This is a genomic window from Pseudomonas ogarae (genome assembly GCF_014268695.2).
Classification (GTDB): domain Bacteria; phylum Pseudomonadota; class Gammaproteobacteria; order Pseudomonadales; family Pseudomonadaceae; genus Aquipseudomonas; species Aquipseudomonas kilonensis.
The window spans coordinates 3,689,114-3,710,707 of sequence record NZ_CP077086.1; the positions used below are offsets into that span (position 1 = coordinate 3,689,114).

Here is a 21,594-nt window from a genome sequence, read left to right on the forward strand (position 1 = left end):
ACAATTAAATAGGTGGCGATGTCACGAATGAAAAGTTCAGACAATGGATGAGCTGATTCGACCTCCCCCACCCCATCACCCTCCGTCACCGCACTGTCACATTCATCTGCTGTGCTGGGCCGCATTCCGCTTCTGGCAAAGGATTCCGGCCATGTTCTCCGTGCTGCGCCCGCACCGCCTCAAACTCGCCCTGCTCCTGCTGGCGGCCAACCTCGGGTTGATCCTGCATTTGGCCAGCGGCGAACTCAAACCCGTCGCCGAATGGGTCTGGCTGGACATCCTCGGCGAAGGTGGTTCGGCGCTGCTGGCGCTGGTCTGGCTGGGGCTGGTGCTGAAAAGCCGCCCGGCCGGACGGGTCACCAACTACCTGATCCTGGGCCTGGGCTGCATCTTCTTTTCCTGGTGGATCGACAGCCTCGATGAATTCATCCGCCTGCCCGACAGCATCACCTGGGATCACTGGCTCGAATCCGGGCCGATGCCAGTGGGCATGATTCTACTGACCCTCGGTATCTATCACTGGCACCGAGAACAACTGGCAATCAACGGGCAAATGGAGAAGCGCGAGCGGCTGTTCCGTGAGCATCGCCTGTTCGACAAACTCACGCCGTTGGGGGGCGCCGACTTTCTCAAGCACGAACTGTCCGCCAGCCTGGAAGACAGTCGACGCCGCCAGCAACCCTTGTCGCTGCTAGCCCTGGACCTGGACAACTTCACCGCTATCAACCAGCGCTTCGGCCACGGCGAAGGCGATGCGGTGTTGCAGGCCGTCAGCCAGTTGCTGGTATTGAACCTGCGGCGCCAGGATCTGCTTTGCCGGCTGGCCGGCGATCGCTTCGTGGTGCTGCTGCCCGACACCGGCGAGAGCCAGGCCCGACGCCTGGCCCTAGAGCTGGAAATTGCGGTGCGCAGCCTGGCCCACAAGACCCGGCAACACAGCGAACGGTTGCAACTGGTCGCCAGCACGGCGGTGGTGATGGCGTTCGACGAGTCCCCCGAGGCCTTGCTCAAACGCCTGAACCTGGCGCTGGCCCAGTCCCGGACCACGTTGGCGAAAAGCGCATGACGCTCAAGACGTGCTGGTACGAAACCGACAGCCGCTTCATTCCGGGGCACTATCAGCCTGCCGCGCTGATCGACCTGGCGCTGTCGCGGGACATCGACAGCCATCGCCTGCTGCGCGGCACCGGGTTGTTTCACGACGATATCCTCGCCGGACAGAGCCGTATCAGCCCGCAGCAGTTCCTCGGCCTGATCGACAATAGCCGACGCCTGCTGGATGCCAGCGACAGCAGTTTCCTGTTTGGCCAGCGGCTGTTGCCGGGGCACTACGGGCCTGCGAGCCACGCCTTGCGCCACGCGCAGAATCTGCATCAAGCCCTGCAAACCCTGATCGACCAGCAGGCGCTGCTCAGCCCGTTGGCTGCCCCGAGGCTGCTGTTGGACGAGCACTATGCCTATGTCCATTGGCTGGACAGCTGCGGCGCCGATGAACAATGGCGCTTCGTACTGGAGGCGAGCATGACCTCGATGGTGGCGATGAGCGCCTGGCTCAGCGGCGAACGCCTGCCCTGGCAGTGCAGCTTTCGCTACAGCGAGCCGCGCTACGTCGAGCAATATTGGGTGCACCTGGGTGAGCACACCCAGTTCGACCGCCCCCTGGACCTGATGCGCCTGCCCCGCCACTGCCTCGCCCAGCCCTGGCCCAACATCTCGGCCACCGCCGGCCAGGTGGCGCGGATCGAAGCCCGGGAGCAGCTCGATCAACTGGGCTTTGCTTCAAGCTTCCTGGATTGCCTCTACGACTATCTGCACGCTCATGTGCAGCAGACGCCCAGCCTGGAACAGACCGCCCAAGCCTTCGCCATGAGCCCGGCAACCCTCAAGCGCAAGTTGCACAAGCACCATACCGGGTTCCAGCAACAGGTGGATCGGGTGCACACCCATGTGGCCTTGTATTTGTATCAGGTCAAGGGCTTCAGCAACGAGGAAGTGGCGCAGTACCTGCGCTTCAACGATACGGCGAACTTTCGTCGCTCGTTCAAGCGCTGGACCGGCAGCACGCCGAATCTGATCCGGCAATTGCTGATGTTGGGCTGAAGGTGTCGGCGTGAAAAAAGGCCTCATCGCGAGCAAGCTCGCTCCCACACTGGATTGGGGAGGATGCAAAGTAGCCTTGCGGTGAACTGCTGTTGTGGCGAGGGAGCTTGCTCCCGCTCGGTTGCGCAGCGACCGCAAGATTTTAGGACCGCTGCGCGCTCCAGCGGGAGCAAGCTCCCTCGCCACAAAAGCTGTGCTCGTCGGCAATAAACGCGGACTCAGTGCCCGCGGATGTAATGCTCCAACTGCCGGATCAAATCAGCCTGCTCGACAATCGCCTCTTTCACCAGGTCACCAATGGACAGCAGGCCGATCAACTGCCCGTTATCCAGCACCGGCAGGTGCCGCAAGTGGCTGTCGGTCATGACTTCCATGCAGCGGTCGATGCTCTGCTGGCTGTCGGCGGTGACCACCGGCGCGCTCATGATGGTGCGCACCGTCGTCCCCACTGATGAACGCCCCTTGAGCACCATCTTGCGCGCGTAGTCCCGCTCGCTGAACACACCCACCACCTGGCCGTCCTCGATCACCGGCAGCGCGCCGACATTTTTTTCGGCCATGATCTGCAGCGCTTCGAGCACCGTCTGCTCCGGTGCGATGCTGTGGACCTGCTGGTTCTGCACACTCTTGAGTCTCACCAGTTGGGCGGCGGTTTTCATTACTAATCCCCAATTTTCAATAACATGTGACCCGCTGTCGTGGCGAGGGAGCTTGCTCCCGCTCGGTTGCGCAGCGACCGCAAAAGCTTGGGGCCGCTCCGCAGCCCAGCGGGAGCAAGCTCCCTCGCCACAAAAGCACCACAAACGCAGCCATTGCGCTGGTCAGTCTTCGCCAATCTCCACCACATCGCCATTGAGCCGCACCGCCCATACCCGCAGGCTTTGTTCCGGGTATTCCAGGCAATGGCCGTCTTCCAGGCGAAAATGCTGCTTGTACATCGGCGAGGCAATCACCAGGTCGCCCTTGATGCTGCCCAACAGACCGCGGCCGATGACGTTCGCACCCGACTTGGGGTCGCGGTTGTCGATGGCGTACAGCGGCTTGTCCTGATGCTCGGGCAGGTACAGCAACGCCACTTGGCTGCCGTCGTGCCAGGCGACCACGCCAGAGTTGGGCACCAGGTCGTCGCGGCTGCACAGGGCACGCCATTGCAAGGGTTCCTGGGCGACATTGCGGGCGGGAATACGAACGACGTTTGACTGGCTCATCAGAGCACCTCCTCGGTAACGGGAATCAGGTGGAGTTCATGGGCGTGAACCGGCCGGCGCTGGCCGCGTTCGCGGACGAAGTGAACGTCCGGATCGCCGCGCTTGTCGTTGACGAAGGTGCGGAAACGCTTGAGCTTCTCCGGGTCCTTCAAGGCATTGGCCCATTCGCATTCGTAGCGGTCGACCACCAGTTGCATCTGCGCTTCGAGCTCGGCGCCCAGGCCCAGGCTGTCGTGGATGATCACGTCCTTGAGGTAGTCCAGGCCGCCTTCCAGGCTTTCGCGCCAGACCGAAGTCCGTTGCAGTTTGTCGGCCGTGCGGATGTAGAACATCAGGAAGCGGTCGATGTAGCGAATCAGCGTCGCGTCATCCAGGTCGGTTGCGAACAGCTCGGCGTGACGCGGGCGCATGCCGCCGTTGCCAGCCACGTAGAGGTTCCAGCCCTTCTCGGTGGCAATCACGCCGACGTCCTTGCTCTGGGCCTCGGCGCACTCGCGGGTGCAACCGGACACCGCGAACTTGAGCTTGTGCGGCGAGCGCAGGCCTTTGTAGCGATCCTCGATGGTCAGGGCCATCTGCACGCTGTCCTGCACGCCGTAGCGGCACCAGGTGCTGCCCACGCAGGATTTAACCGTGCGCGTGGATTTGCCGTAGGCATGCCCGGTTTCGAAACCGGCTTCGATCAGCTCGGCCCAGATGTCTGGCAACTGGTGCAACTGGGCGCCGAACAGGTCGATGCGCTGGCCGCCGGTGATCTTGGTGTAGAGGTCATATTTCTTGGCGACCACGCCGATGGCGATCAGTTTGTCGGCGGTGATTTCCCCACCGGCGATGCGCGGTACCACCGAGTAGGTGCCGTTTTTCTGCATGTTCGCCATGAAGGTGTCGTTGGTGTCCTGCAACGCCACCAGGGACGGGTCCATGATCGGCTGGTTCCAGCAGGACGCCAGGATCGAGCCCACCGCCGGCTTGCACAGGTCGCAACCGGTGTGACCACGACCGTGCTTGGCCAGCAGTTCGTCGAAACTGATGATGCCCTCCACCCGCACCAGCGCATACAACTCCTGGCGGGTGTAGGCGAAATGTTCGCACAGGCTCTTGTCGACGCTGACGCCGCGGGCAGTCAACTCATGCTCGAACACTTGCTTGACCAGGGCCGCGCAACCACCACACCCGGTACCGGCCTTGGTGTCGCATTTGAGCTGGCCCAGATCAGTGCAGCCACCGTCGATGGCCGAGCAGATCGAGCCCTTGGTGACGTTGTGGCACGAGCAGATGGTGGCGGTTTCGGGCAACGCCGCAGGGCCCAGGGTCGGAACGCCCTCGGACGACGGCAGGATCAGGCTGGCAGCGTCCTTGGGCAAGGCGATACCGTTCTGCATGTATTGCAGCAAGGTGTCGTAGTAGCTGTTGTCGCCCACCAGCACCGCGCCGATCACGCGCTTGCCGTCGGCGTCCACCACCAGTCGCCGATAGCTGGCGCTGGTTTCGTCGATGAACTGGAAGCTGCGCGAACCCGGGGTGTTGCCATGGGCGTCGCCGATGGAGCCAACGTCCACACCCAGCAACTTGAGCTTGGTGGACATGTCGGCGCCGGTGAAGGCTTCAGCGCTTTCGCCGCACAGCCGGGCCGCGACATTGCGGGCCATTTGGTAGCCCGGGGCGACCAGGCCGAAAATGCTGCCGTTCCAGGCCGCGCATTCGCCGATGGCATAGATGTCCGGGTCGCTGCTCTGGCAATAGTCGTCGATCACCACGCCACCGCGCGGGCCGATCTGCAGGTCACTTTGACGAGCCAAGGCATCCTGGGCACGGATGCCGGCGGAAAACACGATGAGGTCGGTTTCCAGGAAATCGTCGTCGCCGAAGTTCATCCGATAACGGTACTGCTCACCGGCGCTGATGGACTGGGTGCCCTTGGACAGGTGCACGCCGACGCCCAGCTTCTCGATACGGGCCTTGAGGGCCAAGCCGCCCTGGGTATCCAATTGCACCGGCATCAGCCGGGGGGCGAATTCCACCACATGGGCTTCAAGGCCCAGGGTCTTGAGGGCGTTGGCCGCTTCCAGGCCCAGCAGGCCGCCACCGACCACCACGCCACGACGGGCATTGCTGGCGGCGGCGCGGATCGCGTCCAAGTCTTCCAGGGTGCGATAGACCAGGCACGAATCGCCTTCGGCGCCCTGGATCGGTGGCACGAACGGGTAGGAACCGGTGGCGAGCACCAGCTTGTCGTAGTGAAGGCGATCATGGGCGGTCACGACCTGATGCGCGTCACGGTCAATTTCCAGCACCGGCACACCCAGGTGCAACGTGACGCCGGGGGTCTGGTACAACGACGCTTCGCCAAGGGCCAGGGACTCGGCATCGCGGCCCGAGAAGTACTCGGACAGGTGCACACGGTCGTAGGCACGCATTGGCTCTTCGCTGAACACATGCACATGGTAATGATTGAGGGCACCGCGCTCGATCAGTTGCTCGACGCAGTGATGGCCGACCATGCCATTGCCGATCACGATCAGCGTTTGCAGCTTGTTCAGAGAAGCAACGTTGGAATTCATAAAAAGCACCCGACAAAAGCCCATCACGATTTTGAAAGCAAAAAAAAGACGCCTGAAACCTTGCGGTTCCAGGCGTCTTTGCCTGTTCTGTGCGGTATCGGTCCGGCGACTGCGCCCTGACCTACCGTTGTCCCTCGGCCTGCTGGCACTCGATCTTCGTTGACCGACGGGGCTGCCCACTCGACTGTGTTCGCGGTGGGCCTGGTTAGTCTCTTGCAGCGAGCGTGCCAAACCTCGTCCTGCCCCTATTCACGGTCGCGCATTCACCGCTAATCCCCTGTGGGAGCGGGCCTGCCCGCGAAGACGCCAGCTCAGTCACCGCAAGCCAACCGGCGCCCACCTCCGCTGCGCGAGCACCGCCAACTGCCTTGCGATGGTGCGATCACCCCGCCTGCGGCTTCATAAAAGTGCAGCCAGCCCTCAGAAGGGGCTTGCTCTCGATATCAGTTGGTCAGTTGCTCAGTTCGCAGAGATGCTGAATGTGCCGCCGTCATCGCGAGCGAGCTCGCTCCCACAGGGGTAAGTGGTGAGCTTGTGGGAGCGAGCCTGCTCGCGATAGCGGTAGTTCAGCTTGAAGGGGTGTCGACGGTCCTGTTCACCATCGCAACGATACTGACAAGAAGTTCTTCCTTGGCCTCGCCAGCGCTGATCTCCCCGGTGGCAGCAGCATTGGACAGGGCCTCCGCCGCTCCCAGCATCGCCCGCAAACCTGCCTGGGTGATGCCCTTCGTGCCGGCGAACGGTTCCAGCACGGCGCGGCACTTGTCGAGGAAAATCCCCTCGTATTCGCGCTTGATGCGTTCCAGTTCCGGCGAGCTGGTCAACGCCGCGATCACCCCGGGAATCTCCCGGCCCTGCAACAGCACGCACTCGACGTAGGAAGAAGCAATCACCGCCGCCCGGCTTTGCAGGGTCGCGTCGCTGGCGTCCAGGGCCGCGTCCATCAGCGCGGTCTGGCGGGCGTCGAAATCCTGGTACAGCGCCGCCAGCAACCCGGACCGGGTGATGAAGTGGTCATAGACGATGGGTTTGGTCACCCCCGCCTGATCTGCCAGCCGCGCCAATGTAAGGGCGTCGCTGCCCTCCTCCCGCACCAGTCGCCAGGCGACATCCAGCAATTGTCGCTGCCGGTCATGCCGGGATAAACGACGACGAGGTGAAGGCTGCGAATGTTCGTCAGTGCTTGACATGCTAACTTTACCAACCGTAACTTACTAACCGTAACTTAACCCAGCATACCTGTCTTCCAGACTGCGTGACCAGAAGGAGTTTCGCCATGCATGCATTGATCGTTGTGGCTCACCACGACCCTCGTTCCCTCACCCACAGCCTGGCCGGAAAAGTCGCCGAGGGCATCACCCGCGCCAACCCCGCCGATACGTTCGAGATCGCCGACCTGGCCGCCGAAGGTTTCGATCCGCGCTTCAGCTTCGCCGACCATGCCGTTCACCACCGCGAAGCCTCGCCGCCCGCGGATGTGCTGGCCGAACAAGCCAGGATCGATCGTGCCGATACGTTGGTGCTGGTCTATCCGATTTACTGGTGGTCCATGCCGGCGCTGCTCAAGGGCTGGATCGACCGGGTGTTTTCCAACGGCTGGGCATTCGATTTCAGCCTCGACAAGCCGTTTGTCCAACAACTGCAGCACTTGCGGGTGCACCTGGTGGCGATCGGTGGCGCCGATGCCGATAGCTTCCAGCGCCACGGCTACGGCGAGGCGATGACCACGCAGATCGACCATGGCATTTTCGATTACTGCGGCGCCCGCGTGGTGAGCTCCCAACGTTTGCTCGAATCGGAAACCGTCGATCCGCACCAGCATTTGCAGGCCGCCAGCGTTATCGGCCAGCGGCTGTTCACGACGCTCGACGAGACCACACACGCCGCAACCGCCTGCGCTTGACCTCAGAGTGCTCGACCCTGGGCAGCAGACAGTGTCGCGTCACGAGCATAGATATCCGGGATGTACAACGGCTGGCCCTGGCTGTCCGCTTGTGCTGTCCAGTACCCCAGCAGGATCGGCATGGGCCGGGCCAGCCTGAACTCATGAGTCGTCTCAGTGGCCAGCAGCGTATCGGTGCGAGCGCGTTCGGCCGGACTGACCAGCAAGTCGCGCAGGTGCATCACTTGCTCGATCCGCACGCAGCCTGAACTGAAGGCCCGCGGGCCTTTGCTGAACAGCGCCTGGCTCGGTGTGTCATGCAGGTACACCGAGAACGGATTGGGAAAGCGGATCGCCATTTTGCCCAACGGGTTCTTCGGACCAGGGTCCTGGCGCAGCATGAGGTTGCCCGGGTGTTCCCAGTCGATATCCTCTGCCAGCAACGGCAGGCCTTCACTGTCGAGGATCCGCAGGTTGTGGCGGGCGAGAAACTCCGGATCGCGGCGAATCTCGGGCAGTTTGTCTTCGCGCATGATGGTCGGCGGAATGGTCCAGGTCGGGTTGAGCGTCAGCCGGGTGACATGGGATTTGAGCAACGGTGTCTGCCGTTGCGCTCGGCCCACCTGGGTGCGGGTTTGCCAGACTGGCGCGCCGCCTCGATAAACCGTCAACTGAGCCGCCGCCACGTTGACCAGGACGCTATCGTTCTCCACGTCCTGGGCCAGCCAGCGCATGCGTTCCAGATTGATGCGCAACTGCTCGCGACGCATGGCCGGGCTGATGTTCAGCTCGGTCACGGTCCACGGCCCCACCACGCCATCGGCCTGCAGCGAATGCTGGGCCTGGAAGCTTTTCATCGCGTCCACCAGTGTGGGGCTGTAGTGCTCATCGGTCAGCAGCGGCGGTGTACTCAGGTAACCCTCGCTGAACAGTCGCTGGGCCAGGGCGGGTACTCGGGCGTCCTGCTTGTCCGGTTGCAGCAGCGGTCCGCCCGGCACGGGTTGCCAGTCGGATAGAGGCTGTTGCCGCAGCCGGGCATAGAGGCCGCGCAGGTTGCGATAAAGGTCCAGGTTCGGCCGGGCCTGTTCAAAAGCAGCGGCGACGTCCCGCAGACCGAGCCCGGCGATGGCGAGCACCACGGCCTGATGATCCTGTGGTGACGGATTGGCCTTCCACACCGGCTCCAGCCGGGCCTGGGGCAGGTAGCCAAAACGCAGGTCATGCAAGGCTTGCAGGTAGCGCTGGCTGATGGCGATGTCGACGCAGTGAGCGCCTTGGACTGCCCCCTCGACCGGCAGGCCATAGCGTGTTGGATCCAGGCCGTCATCGGCCAATTGTTGCAACTGGACCTGCAACGCCCCCCGTCGTTCGTCGTCCGACCAGATTTCCTGGCCTGCGTTTTGCTGATAGAACGCCTGCAAGTCGAGCAGCGTCGGAAAGTCGACGCCCGTCGCAACGCCCGGGCACGCGACCGCCAGTTGCGCCAGTGTGGTCTGCACGAATGCAGGATCGCTGTCTTCGGCTGTCGCGACCAATGGCGCAGTGAGCAATAAAAGGCTCAGGTAACATGCGGACTTTTTGAACAACTGCTTTACTCCAATCCATGGCCGTCTCGTTGACGGTGAATTTTGCGACAGGTACGACCCGCCATCATGCATACAAACAAAATCGGACGGGATGCCGCGAACGAACACCACGTTGGAAACGCTTCGCCTGTACAGGGCTTTTTGCGCCGATTCTGTCTGGTCATGCTGGGCCTGGGCGTCATTTGCAGCCCAGCGCTGGCGGAAAAAAAGACGAATTCGCAAACGCTCTACCACAGCCTCGCCCACGCAGCGCCGGAACTCAATCCCCTGGCGCTCAAAAGTGCCTTGAGCGCCATGCAATGCGCGGTCGCCAATGGTGCCAGCCAAGCCCGCCACCTGGCGGTCATCGACTACTCGCAACCCTCCACCGCCCGTCGCCTGTGGATCTTCGACCTGCGCCAGAAGAAGCTGGTATTGCGCGATCTGGTGGCCCATGGGCAAAAGTCCGGGGAAAACTTCGCGACGCAATTTTCCAATCGCCTGGGCAGCTACCAGTCCAGCCTGGGTCTGTTTCGCACCCAGGAAAGCTACCAGGGTGCCCACGGCTATTCGCTACGCATGGACGGCCTTGAGCCAGGCTTCAATGACCTGGCCCGTGATCGGGCGATCGTGATCCATGCCGCCGACTACGTGAACCCGTTGTGGAGCGTGCGCCAGGGACGCATCGGGCGCAGCCAGGGCTGCCCTGCCGTACGCCCCCAGGTGGCGCGCCAGGTGATCGACAAGCTCAAGGGCGGTCAATTCATGTTTTCCTGGTACCCGGACCCCAGTTGGCTCAAGCGTTCGGCGTACCTCAACTGCCAGCCGCAACAGGTTGCCAGCATTTTGGCTACAAGCGGCAGTTAGGTAGCACCTGTGTGGCGAGGGAGCTTGCTCCCGCTTGAGTGCGAAGCGCTCACAAAAGGGACTGCTGCGCAGCCCAGCGGGAGCAAGCTCCCTCGCCACAGGGATTGCGCCGCAGTGGCCTGCGGTTAAAATGCCGGCCTTTCGAATCCCTGGCGTTGCCTGAATGAATTGCGTAGCCCTTCAAACCCTTCACGCCCATTTGCTGACAGCCCTGGAGTCGGTGCCAGAAGAAACCCGGCGCCTGTTCCATGGCCGCGGGCGCTGCTGGCCGGGCCTGGAGCAAATCACTGTCGACTGGTTGCAAGGGGTGGTGCTGGTCTCGCTGTTCAAGGAACCGGACCCCACGCACCTGGACGATTTGATCGCGACACTGCTGGCGCTCACTACGTCGCCGGCCTGGCAACACAGCAAGGCCCATACGCTGGCGGTGCAGCACCGCTACCTGCCGCAAAGCCTCACCCAATGGCTGGTGGGCGAGCCCATTGACGAATGGACCCTGACCGAAGGTGGCCTGCGTTACCGGATCGACCTGGGCAAGAAGCAGAACAACGGCCTGTTCCTCGACATGCGTTATGGCCGCGACTGGGTCCGGGCCAACGCCGAGGGCAAACGGGTACTGAACCTGTTCGCCTATACCTGCGGCTTCTCGGTGGCGGCCATCGCTGGCGGCGCGCAGCATGTGGTCAATCTGGACATGTCCCGCGCGGCCCTGAGCCGAGGCCGCGACAACCATCGACTCAATGGCCACGACCTGAGCCAGGTGAGTTTCCTCGGCCACGACTTGTTCAAGTCCTGGGGCAAGGTGATCAACAGTGGTCCGTACGACCTGGTGATCATCGATCCGCCGACCTTCCAGAAAGGCAGCTTCCTGCTGACCAAGGACTATCAGCGGGTATTGCGCCGCCTGCCGGAGCTGCTGACTGCCCACGGCACCGTCCTGGCCTGCAGCAACGACCCGGCCACCGGTGCAGATTTCCTCATCGACGGTGTCACCCAGCAAGCACCGGGACTGGTCTTCGAGAAACGCCTGGAAAATCCGCCGGAATTTCCTGACGTCGATCTGGAGTGTGGCCTCAAGGCCCTGGTCTTCAAGACGACGCCTGGCCACTAGCTCATCAGAAGCAAACCGCAACACGGCTCATTTGAGAACATCGCCACCGGTTCAGTGGCAACCAACGGCTATTGCGCTCCCGTCGTCCACCAGGCGCTGACCAGCTCAGTCGTTATCCGGCGCACCAGCGCCTCAACCTCCCGGCTCTTGAGCGAGCGATAGATCGCCATGGTGCGTCGCAACTGATCTTCGGTGAGCGTCACCGACTGGCCCGCAGCCCAATCCACATCCGCCACGGCCTCAAGCCCTGCGCGGCGCCAGACGGTGCGGTCGCCCTGCATGACGGATTCCAGCGGGCTGGGCAGGTCGGCATCCGGTCGCGCCAGGTTATCCAGCAGCACCCGGGGCCAACGGGATGGATTCACCGGCCCACTGAACGCATCCACCAAATCGTCATCGACCGTTTCCCAGACCGCCAGCCCTTCGGACCAGTCCCGGGACATCAGCCCCAGGTACGGCCGCCAGGTCATTTCTCCGGTGCGGGGGGATTGATCATTGTTGTTGAAGGAGTCCTGGGCATCGCAGAGCCAGTCGATGAAGACCTCCCGGGTCATATGCGCCTGACGCTGCTCAATGTTTGGATAACGCTCCGTCAGCATGTGGTTCCAAAAGGCGTACTGCTCAATCAGGAAGCCTTCAAAAGGCACGCCTTGCCGTTCGAGGCGAGCACGCTGGAGTGCTTCGAACATCGTGAAATGCAGTTCCAGCTCAGCAAGGTCTGGCTGTTGCCGGTCCAGACTGCGAGCTTGCAGGCGCACGCGCAGTTGTCCCAGTTGCTGATCGAAATCCGCGACCAAATCCGGCAAGGGCGCATGAGCGTTCTGGTAGCCGATATAGTGCTGCAAGACAGCCGCCGCCCTCTGGCGATCCCCAAAGGGCAGCCCGAGAGACGAACGGGCATCGGCTTCCTGAATAGCGCCGGAGAACCAATCGATGAACCGTCGGTTTCCGGCGTTATCGCGGGCAACTTCCAAGGCCCGCTGAAGGCTGGGGGAGATATACAGCCAATCGTCGATGGTGTAGCGAAAAGCCTCGGGCACCATTGCGCGAAGGGCCTGGATTTGTGCGCTTGGCAACGGATTATCCTCCAGCCACAGCCCAACCGGATCTTCCCTCGGCCACTGAACCAAGGCAGGCAACAGGTCATCCTGAATGTTGGCGATACGGTTGTCCCTGAGGTCGATAATGAGCATGTCGGATGAGGGTCTGGATAACACCGTCAGAACCAGCGCCGGCACTCGATCAAGCCCGGTGCTGGAAAGCTCCAGTTCCTGCAGGTTCACAAGTTCCGACAAGTCCGGCAGGTCCCGGCAATTGTTGCCGCTCAGGCGCAAGTCCTCCAGGCCGATGGCGGTACGCAGGAACGCACTGCCCTGCTGATCCAGGCGCAGACCACAGCGCGCCAGGTCCAATGTACGCAACCCGGGTAACGCGGTGATGGCCTGTAACTCCTGGCGGGTGAAATGCAAGTTGTCAGCCCATACCAGATCACGCAGGGAGATCAATCCGCCCAGGCGGTCGATGGCGGCGACCATGGCCGCACTGGCCGCCGCCTCCCCGCCGCTGCTGATTCCAGACAGGTGCAGCGTCCGTAAATGCAGCGCAGAACCGACACCTAGCAGGGGCGCAAAGACCTCCGCGCCCATCATGAGCGGATTGTTACTCAGTGACAGCTCTATCAGCCCGGGCAGCTCACCCGCGGCCATGGGCACCGCGGTGAGGTTATTGCCTTGCAGGTGCAGCGTGTCCATGTTGGGGAACAGCCGCAGGAACGTCGAAGGGTCCTCGCTCAGGCCCATGTTCACCAGAAACAACTCTTCTATATGTTCAAAACTCGTGCTGATCGGCGGCAGACGACCGATGTTGTACCCCACCAGCCGCAATGCCAGCTCACTGCCCTCTTGACCTGGATCCGGTGCGCGTCGCCAGGCGCGGCGAATTTCCGCGGCTACGGCCCGGCGCAGCGAGAGCCGTGTCTCGCTGTCGAGGCTGTTCTCGGCCGGATGATGAACGCCCTCATGGACCTCCCACTGACGCAGCTCCTGATCCAATGCGGTCCATTGGTTTTCCAGCTGGGCGACCAGGTTCTCCAGGCTCAAGCGCTGGCGACTGGCTTGCCTGGCCAGGGTCTCTTGAAGCCGTGCCAGTTCACTCCCGGCATAGCTCGGATAGAGTCGCTCAAGACGCGCTTCCAGGCTTGCACTCCAAACCTGCAAGGGAAGCCGTCCACGTCCGCTGAACGGATAACCCAAGCGCCCGTTCAACCATTGCGGGCGGGCACCACGGGTGCCCAGGGGTTTTATCAGCAAATAGGGGCGCAGGCCTGGCCGATCATCAAGGGCTTGTGCGAGCAACCAGGTCCGCAGGGTGTCGCCCTGCCAGATGTTCAAGCCCAGCGCCCGGCGAGCGTCGTCCGGCAGCGCTCTGAGCAACGCCGCTTCCAGGTCCAGGGCATCCGCCAGTTCATGTCCCTCCTCGTCAAAGGAGCGGTACTGTTCACCTTCCTGGCGGATGATCTTCAACGGCCCGGTTTCCCCCACCTCCAGCGGATTCGCAAGCTCGCGCAGAAACAGGCGCAGGCGCATCCGGCCTTGCAATTGGGGAGTGCTGCCCAGCAGGCCCATGATGATGCGATCCCGATCGACACTGCTTTCACCGCGTTCCAGGGCTCGCAAGGCATGGCTCAGGCGCAACTCGCGCAAGGTTTCGGCGCATTGACTGCCCAAGCCTTCTCCTACCCGGCCTTCAGTCAGGCGCACGCGGTCCTGGCCGATGGCCTGGCTGGCAAGCTCGTTGGCCATGGATTGCGGCAAGCCCGGAAAAGCCCGGACCAGTGGGACGGCCAGGGGATCAGCCCCGGAGGTACGGACCATGGCGTCGATCACCCGTCGTGTATTGCGCTGCAGATGCCTGGCCCAGTGCCCGGCCAACAGCCGACTGCGTTCCACGGGCGGTAAGCCAAGACTGCCTTGGCCCAGCAGCGAAGTCTGTTCAGCCGTGCTCAGGCCGGCCAGAACACGCTCGGCCCACGCGTCGTGCTCCAGGTCTGCTTTGCGCAGATAGAGCGAGCGCGTGTCGGCCAGGTCACCAATGGGATGAAGGGTCACACCGTCGTGGTAGCGCAAGGTCAGATCGCTTGGCCAACCCGGCAACTCCACAATGGTCTGGACGATGCGAAAGTGCCCGTTTTGCGGCGTTTCATTGCGCAGCAACCGTTCCATGGTGTGCCGCACCTGCTGCCAACACCTGGCCTCATCCAGGGCATTGGCGAGTATCGCCGGCATCGGCTGCCCCTCTACTTGCAAGTAGCGCAGATGCGCGTCGCTGATGCCGACCTGTCGTTGCATAACGAGGATCGTCCTGTCGTCCAACTCGGCCGGCGTCTCGGCGAAGCTGCGCAGCAGTTCCAGGCGGCCCCGTTGCAAGGGGTTGCGATGCGCCCACTGCCAACCACGGGCACGACTCCACTCCAGGGGCGGGCGCACGCCTTTATGTCCCGCAGGCAGGCGCAAGTCCAAGGCATCGCCCGTGCCTTTGACTTCGAAGTAACGGTCCTCGATTCGCACCCACGCCTCGTTTGGCGTGCGCCAGACACCCCAGGCGTCCTGCTCCGCCTCCACAGGCGGCGAGTGTCTCGCTTCAAAAGGCCGGACATCGCCATTCCACAGGCGCGTGGTGCCGTCACCCACGGGCATGGGTTCCACCGTCCCTCCGACGAACCCCAGGTAGGCACCTTGAGCAACGCCGAACAACACGTTGAAGATGTGTTCGATGCCTTCCTGGGCGTGACCTTCGTTGAAGGCCTGGATGCCTTCGAAGATTTCATACACCAGCCGCACGCCCCCGACCGCTGCCGCCGTCATGCCGATGGGCGCGCAGAACGGGAAGAAGGTCGCCGCGAGCATGAGCGTGCGCTCGACAAGGCTTTCCCAGTACGCGAAGCGAGCCAACAGCGCCTGCCAGTCCTGGTCCCGGGTCGGGACCATCAGCGCCGCGGCGTTGGCCAAGGCATGGCCACGCCATTCGTGATAGCCGGATGGCCAAGGCGCCTCACGTAGATCATTCAAGCCCCAGGCCACCTTGGGCGTGGGTATCCGAATGTGGCTGCCGTCCTCGCCCCGTTCGCCCTCGCGCCACCCCGTGATACGGGCATGGATTTCCTGTAGCACATTCGGGTGAGTCTCCAGCCTCCACTCCACTTGATCATGCAGGGCCGTCCCCAGCCAGGCCTGCAACCGCAGCGGCAAGTAGCGCATCAGGCTTTCTCGGTAGCTGCGTCTACGTACCCGCTCGGTCAACTCCGCGGACATGGCCTGCAAACTGGTGAATTGCTTGAGCGGTGCCACCGCATCATGGGGCATGTGCAGGACGATCGGGCGCACACCTCTGGCGTCCCCTTGCACGCCCCAATACACCCGGGCGCCGAACAGCGGCACGGACAGCAGCTCCAGCGACTTGACCTCACAGGCCTGCGGCGCAATGGACCGGGCTTCAAGTTGAATGCCGGCGTAGGCCAGCAGGCGCTCACCGGTTTCATCAAGGCGCCCGTCCAACTTCGCCTCGTAGGCATCATGGGTCAGCAGGCTGCGTGCATACGCCATGTAGGCGCTGGCAACGGCAGGCACCTCGGCGCCGATGCGCGGCAACCGCCGTTCAAGCACCTTGCGGTAAGCACCGCCGGCATCCACGCGCCGACACAGGCGGGCGAATTCAGCCGGGGTCGTGGGTAATAAGACAGTATCCGACGGGACGTCCCATGGGTGGAACTCTTGCGGTTTTCCCTGAATGAACAGCTGGCCCTGGCTGTCGAAGTCGCTGCCGGTGACCGCCTCGGCGGGCGCGTAATTGCGCATGGCCGCCTCCACCACCGACAGCGAGGGCTCATAGCGGTAGGGGCCGCGCCGGACTCTTGCACGGCGTATGGCATCGCCAGTGCTGCCGGTGCCATTGACCGCTGGCCAGGTTTGTATTTCCGGCTGGGCTTGCAGCAAGTTGCGCGTGAAGGTCTCCGGTGCCGGCAGGTCGACAAGCAGTGCATTGAGCGCGTCACTGTCACGCTGCAGTTGCTGGACAAGGACCTTGAAACGCTCCTGGTCGGCCCGTGACGCGCGTTTCAGCCAGGTGGGCAACCTAGCCTGGATAAAATCGACATGGGTATCTTGAGTGGACATGATGGACCTCCTTCCTTGGGGTCGATTGAGCATTGGAGCTGCTGAGGCACACTGAATTGATGTGCCTGCGATGCTCGCGAAAACAGGCGCTTTTTGAAACCGCTCAACCGTTGCAAGGGGTTGCGGTCCCAATCAGTCCTTCACTCGCCCGCTCGCCTTGTTGCGCAGCAAATCGATGAACAGTCCCAACTCCCGGCTCACCGGTTCACCCTTGCGGCGCAGCTATCCGAACGGCGCCAGTTGGGGTCGATGGCAAGCATGGCTTACATGTACTTGCAAAACTGATCTGCGATAAACCGAGGACTGGCGAGAAGCGCTTGCCCTTCAGGACAAGCGTCCTGGCCAGGCCGTACCCGTCAGGCTGCCATTCGCTCACACGCGTCGGCGCAAGACCGGCAAGCTTTTGCATAAGCCAGGCAGTGTTCCGAAGGTCGAACAGGGTGGTTGTATCGCGCCGGAACAGGGGCAATATAAGGTCCGACTCGGCCGTCAATCCGGAGGTTTCGAAAGAAAAACTACAATTTTTTCAGCCCCTCAGACCACCAAGGTCAACCACGCCGATACCAGCAGCATCACCGCCATGACCCGATTGAACCGTCCCATCGCCACGGCGGAGCGGCAGAACCGTGCGGCGCCGCGGCCCAGGTAGGCCCAGGCGGTCATGCACGGGATCGAAATGGCGAAAAACGCCAGGGATAGCCAGAGGACCCGCACGGTGCGGTCGGCCTCCGCTCCCGCGAAGACGCTGACCACCGCCAACGCCATCATCCAGGTTTTCGGGTTCACCAACTGCAACCCGGCAGCCCCCGCCAAGCCCAGCCGCGGGCCTTCGACGGGACGGTCCGGGTCGATGGCCTGGGCCGGTGCGCTGAAAATCTGCCAGGCCATCCAACTCAACCAGGCGATGCCCGCCCATGAGAGCAGCGTTTGAATCGTGGCATGGCGCGCCAGCACGTCCCCCAACCCGGTACCGACCAAAAGCACCAGCAAGGCCGCCGCCGCGCAGGCACCGAGGATGATCGGCACAGTGGTTGCCAGGCCGAAGCGCGAGCTATGGCTCAGCACCAGGATATTGGTCGGGCCCGGGGTGATGGAGGCGACAAACGCGAACAAGGCAAACGGCAGTAACTGGTCCATGGAGCAAGATCTCGGTGAATGATCGATCGCTTGATCATCCCCATGAAGCCGTGGTCAGTCTGGAATAATTGAGCAGCGCTTGCGGTAGTCCGCCGGGCTCAGGCGATAGGCGCGCTGGAACCAGCGGCCCAAGTGGCTTTGGTCGGCAAAACCGAGCATGGCCGCCACTGCCACGGCACTCTCGCCACGCGCCAGCAGGCGCCGGGCGCGGGCCAGGCGCAACTGGATCAGATAGGCATGGGGCGCCAGGCCAAAAGCCGCCTTGAACGCACGGGTCAGGCGGAAACGATCCACGCCGGTGACCTGCGCCAGGTCATCCAGGCCGATGTCTTCGCTCAGGTGACTGTGCAGATAATCCCGGGCCTGCTGCGCCACCAATGGCAGCCGCGGATCCGGGTTGATCCGCGCCCGCCAGTGCAGGTGTTGGGTCAGGTTGGCCAACAGCGTATCGAGGGCCGTCTGGCGCACGATGCGGATCTCCTGCTCGTGCAGGCTCTGGAAGGCCATGGCCGTGGCACTCGCCAGCCGCGCATCGTCGGTCAGGGTGGCGGCGAACCCCAACTGGGCGTTGTCCGGCGCCACGTCGAACAAGGAACGCAACTCGCGCTCCAGCCACTGAGGCTCCAGGTACAACGTGCGGTAGGTAAACCCATGGTCGTGGGGGGCGTTGCCGTCATGCAGCTCGCCGGGCTCGAGCAGGAACACTTTGCCCGGCGTGCTGTTGTGCTGCTGGCGCCGGCAATGAAACTGCTGCACGCCCTGCTCGGTCACGCCCACCAGGTAGGCGTCATGCCAATGGGGATCATAGGCATGCCCCTCGAAATGCGCGCGCACGGTCTCGATCCCGGACGTGGCGTCCTGCTTGAGATCGATCCAGTTGCGCGTGGTCATGCCCTGTCCCGCTTGGTGAATGTGCTCTTGGCAGATTAACTGCTGATGAGGTGAGTGTCTGGAAGATTTGTGCAGGCCTTTTGGAATTTGGGTCTGCTCGCGATGGTGTTCGGTATGTAGATGCATCTGTGACTGACCCACCGCATCGCGAGCAAGCTTTGCTCCCACAGATCTGAAGGGTGTAGGACCAGGAGAGCCAGGTCGGCTATAAGGCCGCCATCGCGAGCAAGCTCGCACACAGGTTTATAGCCGCCTCAGGCATCCGGAGTGATCGCCGGCAACACCGTCTCCACCGCCAAACGAGCCAATTCAGCATCCTGCTCCGCCTTGACCCCAGACACCCCGATAGCCCCAATGCACTGCCCGTCATGACGAATGCTCACCCCACCTTCAAGCATCCCCTGCAGGTGCGGAGCGCTGAGAAACGCGTAACGACCACCATTGATCATGTCTTCGAAAACCTTGCTATCACGCCGCCCCATGGCGGCCGTGCGGGCCTTTTCGGTGGCGATGTAGGCCGACAACGGCGAGGCATCGTCCAGGCGCAGCAGCCCCAGGGGATGACCACCGTCGTCCACCACACAAACCGATACCGCCCATTGACGCTGGTGAGCCAGCTCCTTGGCCGCCACCAGCAATTGCGCAACGTCCTGCTCAGTCAATACCGCTTTGGTTTTCATGGATCACTCCGTGCTATGCCACAGGAGGCCCGCGAGACAATCAGGCGCCCGCCCAGCAAGCCGAAGAATATTTCCTTCTGCGAACCATAGCGCACATTCAGCAGTTCATTGAAGCCCGGGGGCCGGCGATCTACCGCGGGTGACACGCATATCCACTTCGCATCAATGGATCCACCAATACAGCCAATTGTCCGCAAACACAGCAAAATCGTTGACAACCAAATTAGTTAAGAGAGTTAATGGATCCACAGACAAGAACAACATCCGCCTGGAGATCCCTCATGTACCCCAAAAATGCCTGGTACGTTGCCTGCACCCCCGATGAAATCGCCGACAAGCCCCTGGGGCGCCAGATCTGTGGTGAGAAGATGGTTTTTTACCGGGGGCATGAAGGCAAGGTCGCGGCGGTGGAAGACTTCTGCCCCCATCGCGGCGCCCCGCTCTCCTTGGGTTATGTCGAAAACGGCAACCTGGTGTGCGGCTATCACGGCTTGGTGATGGGCTGCGACGGCAAGACCGTCGAGATGCCGGGGCAACGGGTACGAGGCTTCCCTTGCAACAAGACCTTTGCGGTACAGGAACGGCATGGGTTCATCTGGGTCTGGCCCGGTGACCAGGCGCTGGCCGACCCGGCGCTGATCCATCATCTGGAATGGGCCGAAAGCGATGAGTGGGCCTACGGTGGCGGCCTGTTCCATATCCAGTGCGACTATCGCCTGATGATCGACAACCTGATGGACCTGACCCACGAAACCTACGTCCACGCCTCGAGCATCGGCCAGAAGGAAATCGACGAGGCGCCGCCGGTGACTACGGTCGAGGGCGATGAAGTGGTCACCGCCCGGCACATGGAAAACATCATGGCCCCGCCGTTCTGGCGCATGGCCTTGCGCGGCAACAACCTGGCCGATGACGTGCCGGTGGACCGCTGGCAGATCTGCCGTTTCACCCCGCCCAGCCATGTGCTGATCGAAGTCGGCGTGGCCCATGCCGGCAACGGCGGCTATCACGCCGCGCCGCAATTCAAGGCGTCGAGTATCGTGGTGGATTTCATCACACCGGAAACCGAGACGTCGATCTGGTACTTCTGGGGCATGGCCCGGCACTTCCAACCCCAGGATGACGCCCTCACCGCATCCATTCGCGAAGGCCAAGGCAAGATTTTCAGTGAAGACCTGGAAATGCTCGAACGCCAGCAGCGCAACCTGCTGGACCATCCGCAACGCAATTTGCTCAAACTCAACATCGACGCTGGCGGCGTACAGTCCCGCCGGGTGCTGGAGCGCTGGATCGCACGGGAACGGGAAGAACAGGCCGGGTTGATCGCCAGCAGCCATCAACCGCAACAGGTGGAGCAACGGTCATGATCGAAGTCCAGGTCGCGGCGCGACACAACGAAGCGCTCGATATCTGCAGCTACGAATTGACCCGTGTCGATGGCCAGCTGTTGCCGGCCTTCACCGCCGGCGCCCATATCGATGTGCACTTGCCTGGCGGGCTGATTCGTCAGTACTCGCTGTGCAATCATCCCGAGGAGCGGCATCGCTACCTCATCGGCGTGCTCAAGGATCCGGCGTCCCGCGGTGGTTCGCGCAGCCTGCATGAGTTGATCCTGCCAGGCATGCGCTTGCACATCAGCGAACCGCGCAACCTGTTCGCGCTCGCCCCGCAAGCCCGGCGCAGCCTGCTGTTTGCCGGAGGCATCGGCATTACGCCGATCCTGTGCATGGCCGAGCACCTGGCCCAGAGCGGTGCGGCGTTCGAACTGCATTACTGCGCCCGCGCCCGGGACCGTGCGGCCTTTGTCGAACGGCTGCGCCAGTCTCCTTATGCCGACCGGGTCTTCCTGCATTTCGATGAAGAACCTGAAACCCTGCTGGACGCCGCCAGGGTGCTGGCCGTGCCCAGTGACGACTTGCACCTCTACGTCTGCGGCCCCGGCGGATTTATGCAACACATCCTCGACACCGCCAAGGGCCAGGGCTGGGAAGAAGCCTGCCTGCACCGCGAATACTTCGCCGCCGCCCCTACCGACACCCGCGCCGATGGCAGCTTTTCGGTCAAGCTGGCCCGCAGCGGCCAAGTGTTCGACGTGCCGGCGGACTGCAGTGTGGTGCAGGCGCTGGAGCGCCATGGCATCGAGATTCCGATCTCGTGCGAACAAGGTGTCTGTGGCACCTGCCTGACCCGTGTGCTGGAAGGTGTGCCGGAGCATCGGGACATGTTCCTGACCGAGGCTGAACAGGCCTGCAACGACCAGTTCACGCCGTGTTGCTCCAGGTCCAAGACACCGATGCTGGTACTGGACCTCTAACACAGGACATTGTGGGAGCGAGCCTGCTCGCGATGGCGTCGGCTCAGTTGCATTGATGTTGACTGACCCACCGCTATCGCGAGCAAGCTCGCTCCCACAAGGGATTT

Annotated in this window: 17 protein-coding genes and 1 pseudogene; 7 read left to right on the top strand and 11 right to left on the bottom strand. The window is 62.6% G+C overall.

Features of this window, described 5'->3' with window-relative positions:
• The first annotated feature begins 151 nt into the window (after nt 1-151).
• Both HU749_RS16025 and HU749_RS16030 read left to right on the top strand, forming a co-directional pair.
• Nucleotides 152-1,066, top strand: a complete 915-nt coding sequence (locus HU749_RS16025) for a GGDEF domain-containing protein (protein ID WP_003202067.1) — start codon at nt 152-154, stop codon at nt 1,064-1,066.
• The gene (locus HU749_RS16030; protein ID WP_186650168.1) at nt 1,063-2,100 is read left to right on the top strand and encodes an AraC family transcriptional regulator; all 1,038 of its coding nucleotides are present in this window, start codon (nt 1,063-1,065) and stop codon (nt 2,098-2,100) included. The genes HU749_RS16025 and HU749_RS16030 overlap by 4 nt, the downstream gene beginning before the upstream one ends.
• Before the next feature lie 218 nt (nt 2,101-2,318).
• Here HU749_RS16030 and HU749_RS16035 read toward each other — a convergent pair whose 3' ends face one another.
• The 4 genes from HU749_RS16035 to HU749_RS16050 form a co-directional block, all read right to left on the bottom strand.
• Complete coding sequence (locus tag HU749_RS16035) at nt 2,319-2,759, bottom strand: CBS domain-containing protein (protein ID WP_003202071.1); 441 nt, start codon at nt 2,757-2,759, stop codon at nt 2,319-2,321.
• A gap of 162 nt (nt 2,760-2,921) precedes the next feature.
• Complete coding sequence (nirD, locus tag HU749_RS16040; RefSeq protein WP_186650171.1) at nt 2,922-3,308, bottom strand: nitrite reductase small subunit NirD; 387 nt, start codon at nt 3,306-3,308, stop codon at nt 2,922-2,924.
• Complete coding sequence (nirB, locus tag HU749_RS16045) at nt 3,308-5,869, bottom strand: nitrite reductase large subunit NirB (RefSeq protein ID WP_186650174.1); 2,562 nt, start codon at nt 5,867-5,869, stop codon at nt 3,308-3,310. Before nirB ends, nirD begins: the two co-directional genes overlap by 1 nt.
• A 566-nt stretch (nt 5,870-6,435) precedes the next feature.
• Nucleotides 6,436-7,059: a TetR/AcrR family transcriptional regulator gene (locus tag HU749_RS16050; protein WP_095962628.1), complete on the bottom strand. Its 624-nt coding sequence runs from the start codon at nt 7,057-7,059 to the stop codon at nt 6,436-6,438.
• Between the two features lie 86 nt (nt 7,060-7,145).
• Between HU749_RS16050 and HU749_RS16055 the strand changes: the two genes are divergently transcribed.
• Nucleotides 7,146-7,772: an NAD(P)H-dependent oxidoreductase gene (locus HU749_RS16055; RefSeq protein WP_095962627.1), complete on the top strand. Its 627-nt coding sequence runs from the start codon at nt 7,146-7,148 to the stop codon at nt 7,770-7,772.
• Between the two features lie 2 nt (nt 7,773-7,774).
• On the opposite strand, the gene HU749_RS16060 is transcribed toward HU749_RS16055, so the two are convergent.
• Entirely contained in the window at nt 7,775-9,337 is a 1,563-nt protein-coding gene (locus HU749_RS16060; protein ID WP_095974355.1) for a L,D-transpeptidase family protein, read from the bottom strand.
• A gap of 162 nt (nt 9,338-9,499) precedes the next feature.
• Here HU749_RS16060 and HU749_RS16065 point away from each other — a divergent pair, with 162 nt between their 5' ends.
• Together HU749_RS16065 and HU749_RS16070 are read left to right on the top strand one after the other, a co-directional pair.
• The gene (locus tag HU749_RS16065; RefSeq protein ID WP_046064343.1) at nt 9,500-10,183 is read left to right on the top strand and encodes a murein L,D-transpeptidase catalytic domain family protein; all 684 of its coding nucleotides are present in this window, start codon (nt 9,500-9,502) and stop codon (nt 10,181-10,183) included.
• A 163-nt stretch (nt 10,184-10,346) separates the two neighbouring features.
• Nucleotides 10,347-11,294 (top strand): class I SAM-dependent methyltransferase, encoded by a 948-nt coding sequence (locus HU749_RS16070; protein ID WP_046064332.1) that lies wholly within the window; start codon nt 10,347-10,349, stop codon nt 11,292-11,294.
• A gap of 68 nt (nt 11,295-11,362) precedes the next feature.
• Here HU749_RS16070 and HU749_RS16075 read toward each other — a convergent pair whose 3' ends face one another.
• The 6 genes and pseudogenes from HU749_RS16075 to HU749_RS16090 form a co-directional block, all read right to left on the bottom strand.
• The gene (locus HU749_RS16075) at nt 11,363-16,465 is read right to left on the bottom strand and encodes a dermonecrotic toxin domain-containing protein (protein ID WP_186650176.1); all 5,103 of its coding nucleotides are present in this window, start codon (nt 16,463-16,465) and stop codon (nt 11,363-11,365) included.
• 132 nt (nt 16,466-16,597) lie between these two features.
• Nucleotides 16,598-16,708, bottom strand: a pseudogene (locus HU749_RS29255) (LysR family transcriptional regulator); the annotation flags it as partial.
• Between the two features lie 113 nt (nt 16,709-16,821).
• Nucleotides 16,822-16,959 carry a four-helix bundle copper-binding protein gene (locus HU749_RS29755; RefSeq protein WP_496196833.1) on the bottom strand — a complete coding sequence of 46 codons (138 nt, stop codon included), beginning with the start codon at nt 16,957-16,959 and terminating at the stop codon, nt 16,822-16,824.
• Between the two features lie 40 nt (nt 16,960-16,999).
• The gene (locus HU749_RS16080; protein ID WP_003202101.1) at nt 17,000-17,602 is read right to left on the bottom strand and encodes a LysE family translocator; all 603 of its coding nucleotides are present in this window, start codon (nt 17,600-17,602) and stop codon (nt 17,000-17,002) included.
• Between the two features lie 54 nt (nt 17,603-17,656).
• A complete protein-coding gene (locus tag HU749_RS16085) occupies nt 17,657-18,493 on the bottom strand; it encodes an AraC family transcriptional regulator (protein WP_095974350.1) in 837 nt (278 codons plus the stop codon).
• 254 nt (nt 18,494-18,747) lie between these two features.
• Nucleotides 18,748-19,173, bottom strand: coding sequence for a GlcG/HbpS family heme-binding protein (locus HU749_RS16090; protein ID WP_095974349.1), 426 nt, complete (start codon nt 19,171-19,173; stop codon nt 18,748-18,750).
• A gap of 281 nt (nt 19,174-19,454) precedes the next feature.
• Here HU749_RS16090 and HU749_RS16095 point away from each other — a divergent pair, with 281 nt between their 5' ends.
• Together HU749_RS16095 and HU749_RS16100 are read left to right on the top strand one after the other, a co-directional pair.
• On the top strand, nt 19,455-20,540 hold the full coding sequence (locus tag HU749_RS16095; protein ID WP_186650179.1) for a Rieske 2Fe-2S domain-containing protein: 1,086 nt from the start codon (nt 19,455-19,457) through the stop codon (nt 20,538-20,540).
• A complete protein-coding gene (locus tag HU749_RS16100) occupies nt 20,537-21,487 on the top strand; it encodes a PDR/VanB family oxidoreductase (RefSeq protein WP_079303309.1) in 951 nt (316 codons plus the stop codon). The genes HU749_RS16095 and HU749_RS16100 overlap by 4 nt, the downstream gene beginning before the upstream one ends.
• Nucleotides 21,488-21,594 lie beyond the last annotated feature (107 nt).

What these genes read in the sequence shown, in the direction of transcription:
- nirB (WP_186650174.1), bottom strand. Translation starts at nt 5,869, where the DNA reads ATGAATTCCAACGTTGCTTCTCTGAACAAGCTGCAAACGCTGATCGTG.
- HU749_RS16025 (WP_003202067.1), top strand. Translation starts at nt 152, where the DNA reads ATGTTCTCCGTGCTGCGCCCGCACCGCCTCAAACTCGCCCTGCTCCTG.
- HU749_RS16075 (WP_186650176.1), bottom strand. Translation starts at nt 16,465, where the DNA reads ATGTCCACTCAAGATACCCATGTCGATTTTATCCAGGCTAGGTTGCCC.
- HU749_RS16055 (WP_095962627.1), top strand. Translation starts at nt 7,146, where the DNA reads ATGCATGCATTGATCGTTGTGGCTCACCACGACCCTCGTTCCCTCACC.
- HU749_RS16030 (WP_186650168.1), top strand. Translation starts at nt 1,063, where the DNA reads ATGACGCTCAAGACGTGCTGGTACGAAACCGACAGCCGCTTCATTCCG.
- HU749_RS16100 (WP_079303309.1), top strand. Translation starts at nt 20,537, where the DNA reads ATGATCGAAGTCCAGGTCGCGGCGCGACACAACGAAGCGCTCGATATC.
- HU749_RS16080 (WP_003202101.1), bottom strand. Translation starts at nt 17,602, where the DNA reads ATGGACCAGTTACTGCCGTTTGCCTTGTTCGCGTTTGTCGCCTCCATC.
- nirD (WP_186650171.1), bottom strand. Translation starts at nt 3,308, where the DNA reads ATGAGCCAGTCAAACGTCGTTCGTATTCCCGCCCGCAATGTCGCCCAG.
- HU749_RS16065 (WP_046064343.1), top strand. Translation starts at nt 9,500, where the DNA reads ATGCTGGGCCTGGGCGTCATTTGCAGCCCAGCGCTGGCGGAAAAAAAG.
- HU749_RS16095 (WP_186650179.1), top strand. Translation starts at nt 19,455, where the DNA reads ATGTACCCCAAAAATGCCTGGTACGTTGCCTGCACCCCCGATGAAATC.
- HU749_RS16070 (WP_046064332.1), top strand. Translation starts at nt 10,347, where the DNA reads ATGAATTGCGTAGCCCTTCAAACCCTTCACGCCCATTTGCTGACAGCC.
- HU749_RS16085 (WP_095974350.1), bottom strand. Translation starts at nt 18,493, where the DNA reads ATGACCACGCGCAACTGGATCGATCTCAAGCAGGACGCCACGTCCGGG.
- HU749_RS16090 (WP_095974349.1), bottom strand. Translation starts at nt 19,173, where the DNA reads ATGAAAACCAAAGCGGTATTGACTGAGCAGGACGTTGCGCAATTGCTG.
- HU749_RS16050 (WP_095962628.1), bottom strand. Translation starts at nt 7,059, where the DNA reads ATGTCAAGCACTGACGAACATTCGCAGCCTTCACCTCGTCGTCGTTTA.
- HU749_RS16035 (WP_003202071.1), bottom strand. Translation starts at nt 2,759, where the DNA reads ATGAAAACCGCCGCCCAACTGGTGAGACTCAAGAGTGTGCAGAACCAG.